This is a genomic window from Psychrobacter sp. AOP7-B1-24 (assembly GCF_052376215.1).
Lineage (GTDB): Bacteria > Pseudomonadota > Gammaproteobacteria > Pseudomonadales > Moraxellaceae > Psychrobacter.
The window spans coordinates 1-6295 of record NZ_JBQSVL010000113.1 but is presented as its reverse complement, the minus strand read 5'-3'; the positions used below and the strand labels follow the sequence as shown (position 1 = coordinate 6295).

The window sequence follows — 6295 nt, the reverse complement described above, 5'->3', positions numbered from 1 at the left end:
CAGTATAATCTACAGGAACCACGTTACTGCCTTCACATTCAAATGCAGTGTACAAAACTATTTCACCACTTTCATATCTGGGGAAGTTATTATTGAGCTTGAACTGCGCAATGCCACCTGGCTGTTTGGCGATGAGGTTGCCTTGACAGTCCGTCACTTTGCTAGGTAAGTAGGCTTTGCCATCTTTACAAACAAAGTCAGTGGTCCCTTTAGGTAAATTATTAGCTTGCCAAAATCTTTCAGCTGCTGAAACAGTATTAGGGTTCGTGCCTATTAAATCTCCATAACAGTCTATTACCATCCCATCATCGTTTGATAGATAGTCTCCACCTGATAAATAGTCACTATTCCAGTTTTGAAGGGTACCGCAGGCAGTGAGAGAGAGTAGGCAGACACCAGCTAAGATAGTATTGAGAATTTTCATAATGTTGCTCTTATTGATTAACCTTGAATGACGTCGCGAAATTTTCTCTTATTGTCCGTATAGATAACAACAGGTGTTGAATTGGAAAATAGTCTTATTATTCTATGACAGCAAATCGCCGCTTAAAGGAACAGGGGTAACAGTGCCATTATTGCAAGTAAACCTTATATTTCCATTATTCAAATTATACTTTGCTCTAAATCCTTCAACACCGCCAGATTGCTTGGCAATAAGGTTGCCTTGACAGTCAGTGACTTTACTGGCTTCATAAGCTTTACCCTCTTTACAGACAAAGTCAGTGGTTCCTTTTGGTAAATTATTAGCTTGCCAAAATTGTTCAGCTTGCGTTGGTGGAGATTCCATACTTAAAAAATTTCCTCTACAGTCTGCCACTAGTCCTTCATTATCTGTTAAATATTCACCACCACCACCAATCCAATCGCGAGAATTCATACAGGCAGTGAGAGAGAGTAGGCAAACACCTGCTAGGATAGTCTTGAACATTTTCATAATGTTATTCCTGTTGATAAATATGCACTATTCCAGTATTGAATATTATTTATAACTGAGTGATTAACTCTAAAATTAGCTTAATTGTCTAGCAAAGGTGAGTCTATTATTTGACCCTGTTTATTAATATAAACCCATTCATTGTCATATTGAACATAAGCAAGAGCGCCATAAAAATATGTCGCATTATCGTACTCTAATTCAAGCGCTATCTTGCCAGTTTTATTAATAAACCCCCACTTGTTATTCAATTTGACAGCAGCAAAATCTTCTGAAAAACTTAATGCCTCGTCATACTCTAAAGGAATCACTATTTTGCCGTGTTTGTTGATAAATCCCCATTTACCATGCTGCTCAACAGCGGCTAAACCTTCTGAGAAGTCGTTTGCTTCATCATAGATAAGCGGAACTATAATAGTGCCGGCTTTATCAAGAAAACCATATTTATTATTTTTGATAACCTTCAACAACCCCTCTGAGAACTCACTGAGGTAATCATATTCTATCGGGATAATTGCATTGTCATTGTGATCGATATAGCCCCAGCGCCATTGTTCCATAATACTTGCCATACCATCCTTAAATAATGCTGCCATATCATATTGAGGCGAGACAATCATTTTGCCTGCATGATTAATAAAGCCAACTTTACCATTTTTCTTGATAGCAGCTAAACCTTCAGAAAACCTCCAAGCAGCCTCATACTGTGGTTCAATAACCACATTACCACTTCTATCAATATAGCCGTACTTATCATCTTGCTTTATCCAAGCAAGTCCTTCCGAAAAATCGCCAGCACTGTCATATCGAAAAGGTATGACGACATCTCCTGCTTTATCTACAAATCCTGTTTTATCATTGACTTCAACCATCGCCAATCCTTCTGAAAAGTCACCTGCTTGATCAAATGATAACGGTATGACTAACTTGCCCGTTTTATTAATAAAACCGTACTTATAGTCCGACGAAGAAACCCAAGCATTTCCCTCTGAGAAATGACCGATTGAACCGTATGTAGGAGCGATTATTATCTCTCCATTAGCATCAATCAATCCATGCTTATCATTGCGCAAGACTTTCGCTAAACCATCTTTTAGACAATACACATAATCATACCCAGCCACATGAGGTCTGACACAGGCGGATACTGACTGCGCAAACAAAGTACAGCTCACTACTGTCAAAACTAAAAGTAATTTATGTAGATTAATGCGAAGTTTCATCAATAATACCCAGAATTTTTTAATTCTAATTAAGCGAATTTAAGTTGATGTAAATATTAATAAAAAATGAATACTAACCTATTATTTATAGTTTTGCTTGCACCTTACTGGAATTTTGTCTACTGTAAACAAAATTATTTGCTAAAGCTCTAACTATGTGTTCAACGCCTGCTTCTAATATACCAATTGTTGTTCTATCTTCGACCAAATTGCTTTCAACAATGTTCATCAGGTTTATCTGTTTGAGCCTTGTACTGCTATTAATAAGCTTAGCCGCCTATGCTGATGATCCAGTCGCCGCTTATAAAAGTCGCGACTCTTCCGAATCTTGTTTATCTAATTGGTCTAACCGCTCAAATATAGCTGAATACAATCAAAACAACGCTCGAGGTTTTGAGCTAGTACGCCACGGTGCTGCTTATGATTTGGTCGATGATGAAGGTGCTGTTTTGTACACTAAGCTTTATGAGGTACAGCCCTATGACGATGACAGAATCGTGGCAAGACGCCAAGGCAAACATGGCGTCATAGGCCTAGATGGACAGCTTATTTTAGACTTTAACTATCATGATATTTTGCTTAGTTCTGATACTGGTGTCTATTCAGTGGAGATATTAGACGGTAATGTTGAGGGTTCTGTATTGATAGATGATAGTGGCAATTGGATATACCCTAGCGCTACTAAGAACAAAACAGCTATTGAGGCGGCTAAAGATATAAAAGTGATTTATCCTATACACGCCAATGTTGATACTGGTATTAGTTATTTCAAGGTAGAGGTTGAGAGCCATGAGCAATACACAGATACTATTAAGAACACTGGAATTGTTGATCACACGGGTCGCACTATTGTCCCTATCGAGTATTATCGTATTGATAGCGAGATTAGCTGTAGTAATAATAAGCTGACGTTTATGGGTTGGAAAAGTGGCTATCTTACTATTATGAATGAGTTGGGACAGACTATTATAGAAGAACAAGCCAATCGTTCGGTAGAGGTATTTAATAAGAATAAAAGTCTTTTTAGTCTAAAAATCTACGAACCAAAAAGTAAGCAGTTTATAGGTGGGTTTGATTACACAGGTCTAATAACTGAAAAAATAGTGAACGAGTACGGAAAAGTTATTATTGAATCTGATAGCGTTATTCAGCAGTTAGATGGAGGAAGTATTTTATATAGATTTATGGTCAATAATAAGTTTGGTTTGATTGATGATGAAGCTAATATTGTTATTGAGCCTGTTTTTGATGACATTACTAACGTGGGTAGTTTTGGCCCAGTAATAAAAGTAGAAAAATCTGGTAAGCAAGCATTGATTATCTACGATTTGGAGACCGATACACTCGTACCTTCAAGTTATTATGACTATATATCGACACTCTCAAATCACTATCCTAGTAACTTGCAGCAATTGCAGGCCAGAGTTAATGTGTCAGATTCTACTAATTCAGAGCCCTCTACCGCATCAGGTTCATTGACTAAAGAAAACAGTTTTGTTCCTAATAATATTACCAATAAATATGACTATGAATATGATGCTAACGAGCTATTTACCTTTACAAATGAGGGTAAGCAAGGTCTTATGACCGCGCATAATAACGTGCTCATTCCCAATAATTACGACAGTATTACTGCTTATAAACGTTTGCTAAAGGTGCGTCTAGGCAGTAAATATGGGTTAGTGACTACAGTTGATGAAACTGTGTTGCCCATAGTTTATGATGATATTACTGAGGATAGTCGTATCGGCCGTGATAGTAATTTATTCATGATAAAAAAAGAGGATCGTCAGGGGATACTAGATGAGTTTGGACAAGTGGTTGTACCGCTAAGCGATATGATTATTCCCAATATTTTAAATACCAGTTTAGAAGATATTTTAATCTTTGAAAAAGAGGGTTTATACGGTCTGATTGAAATGAAAAGTGGCAAGCAATTGTCACCAGCAGAATTTGAGCATATTAATGTTGAGCACTATACAGACTATATCTTGGCGCAAAAAGACGGGCGCTATGAGCTATATGATAGGTCTGGAGAGCTTGTTTATCGTGCTGACGATGACATAGTAAAAATTAGCACACTCGATACGGATATTAATCTATATGACCTAGTAGGTTTTGATCCTAGATTGTCTGTCGAAACTAAAGATAAATATATTCTTATCAAAAACCAAGACGACTTATACGGTTTGGTTGAAGAAACATCAGGACAGCTTATCTTGCCAGTAGAATACGAAGACATTCGATACTCTCCTACAGCGGACTCTTTAAAGAACCTACGTGACGGTAAAGTGACACCATTATTTTTGGCTACTAAAAATGATCAGTCGCTACTATTAAATAAACTAGGTGAAGTGCTTATAGCTAATAAAAAAGATATTTTCAATATCATGCCTTATCCATCATATATTATCACTATGGCTGAAATTAGTACTGATAAACCAGTAAAGGATGAGTCTGTTTTTAAATGGAATCCTACTGAGCTTAATTTGAGCGAAACAGGTTATAAGATGGGTATTATTGACACTGATGGTAAAGAGCTTTTATCAGCTGATTACTCTATGATTATGCCTTATTTTAATGGAGATGCTGTCTATATCTATGCTGTAAAAAATAATATTGCGTATCGATATGACGCTAACTTGCAGCTAATTGATACTAAAGATACTTCTGAATTAGAGCAGGTACTAACGTCAGCTTGGAGTGATGAATGAGAGCCATTTTTTCGATCAATAAAAGCTTATCATTACTGAGTTTAATATTAATAACTATGAGTTCGACTGCTTATGCTGAGATAGAAGAATGTTATAGCACTGAGTTTGGGCTAAATTATGCCTCTGATATGAGCCAGTACATTAATATCTCAGACATACCTCCAAATATGAATCAGGCTTTACAAGCTATCAAACTTGAAAAAAATAATGTTTATTATAGAGTGCTAGATAACTTTAATAAGGTTCTATTTGATAAGCTCTACGATATTTTGGTCTATAGCGATGGTCATATTTTGGCGAAGCGAGGTGGAAAATTTGGACTAATTGATAACAATGGTAGGCTCGTTCATGACTTTAAATATCATTCAATAGATCTATTGAATGATGGGCAGGCGATTTTATCTAAATATATCAATGGTCAATTGAGCGATGCTTTAGTCAGTGAGCAAGGCGAGTGGCTATATCCTAAGTCAAAACAGTTTGAGCCTGGGCTACGTATTATAGGTGCGTACTACGATACAGACTCCCAAAAAGGATATTTTCAGATTAGTAAGAAAGAGCAATTAGGACTGATTGATGACACTGGTGAGATTGCCATACCAGTGATTTATGATGAGATGGAGAGCTTAGATTATTGTGATAGTAGCGCATTCGTTATGAGGGTGAGGCTGGGTAATCAAGTAGGATTGATAAATCATAAGAACAAATTTGTGGTACCAATACGTGCTAAGCAAAGTATAAGCACTTTTAGTGTTGTGGGTTATGAGCCCTTTATTCTGAGTATTGAAAGTGCCAGCCAAGGTGTTGCCGATGCGCTCTATTGGAGTCCTAATACAGCAGATGTGATGAGTGAGCAGCTTATTAATCCTAAAGGTGACGTTTTGATTACCTCCGATACGCCTATAAAAAGCTTAGGCAGTCATCTGTATAAATTTTCAAATAACGGTAAAGTTGGGGTTATCAATGATTGGGCTGAGATTGTGCTTGATACTTATTATGATGATATAACTTTTGAGTATGACAGCCCACTGATCGCTCAGCGTGCTGGCAAGTTTGGCATTCTTAATACCGATCAATCTGGCGACACTCTCAAGGTGCGTCATTATTTTGACTCGATTAAGCGTATAGAAGATAAAAGCGTTATTAAGGCAACTTTTGCTACTACATATGTTACCAGTATTGAAGCAGCAGACAGTGTCGTTGTAGAAGGTGAGATGAACGCAGAAATAGACAGCTACAATTATGTCTTACCTGATGAGGTGTGGAATACTTTTGATCAGAACGACATTAAGTATTCAGTTTCAAGCTCGCTAGAGCACGACTATTATGCTAATCGCTCACCGCAAGCTTATATCGCTAGCAGTAACGATAAATATGGTGTCATTGCCAACAGTGGATTGGTTATTATCCCTTTTGAATACGAC

At 37.1% G+C, this 6295-nt stretch carries 5 protein-coding genes; 2 read left to right on the top strand and 3 right to left on the bottom strand.

The genetic code is table 11. The features are described from left to right. The 3 genes from ACT3QP_RS13895 to ACT3QP_RS13885 all read right to left on the bottom strand — a co-directional run. Window positions 1-424, bottom strand: a 424-nt coding sequence (locus ACT3QP_RS13895; RefSeq protein ID WP_444525911.1) for a hypothetical protein, incomplete at its 3' end; no start/stop codon positions are given. 102 nt (window positions 425-526) lie between these two features. After that, entirely contained in the window at window positions 527-934 is a 408-nt protein-coding gene (locus tag ACT3QP_RS13890) for a hypothetical protein (RefSeq protein WP_444525910.1), read from the bottom strand. Between the two features lie 80 nt (window positions 935-1014). After that, window positions 1015-2157, bottom strand: coding sequence for a WG repeat-containing protein (locus tag ACT3QP_RS13885; RefSeq protein ID WP_444525909.1), 1143 nt, complete (start codon window positions 2155-2157; stop codon window positions 1015-1017). A 242-nt stretch (window positions 2158-2399) separates the two neighbouring features. Here ACT3QP_RS13885 and ACT3QP_RS13880 point away from each other — a divergent pair, with 242 nt between their 5' ends. After that, window positions 2400-4871, top strand: a complete 2472-nt coding sequence (locus ACT3QP_RS13880; RefSeq protein ID WP_444525908.1) for a WG repeat-containing protein — start codon at window positions 2400-2402, stop codon at window positions 4869-4871. Continuing rightward, on the top strand, window positions 4868-6295 hold a 1428-nt coding region (locus ACT3QP_RS13875), incomplete at its 3' end, for a WG repeat-containing protein (RefSeq protein WP_444525907.1). The genes ACT3QP_RS13880 and ACT3QP_RS13875, both read left to right, overlap by 4 nt.

Excerpts from the sequence above, each read along its gene's own strand:
- ACT3QP_RS13890 (WP_444525910.1), bottom strand. The coding sequence starts at position 934 with ATGAAAATGTTCAAGACTATCCTAGCAGGTGTTTGCCTACTCTCTCTC.
- ACT3QP_RS13885 (WP_444525909.1), bottom strand. The coding sequence starts at position 2,157 with ATGAAACTTCGCATTAATCTACATAAATTACTTTTAGTTTTGACAGTA.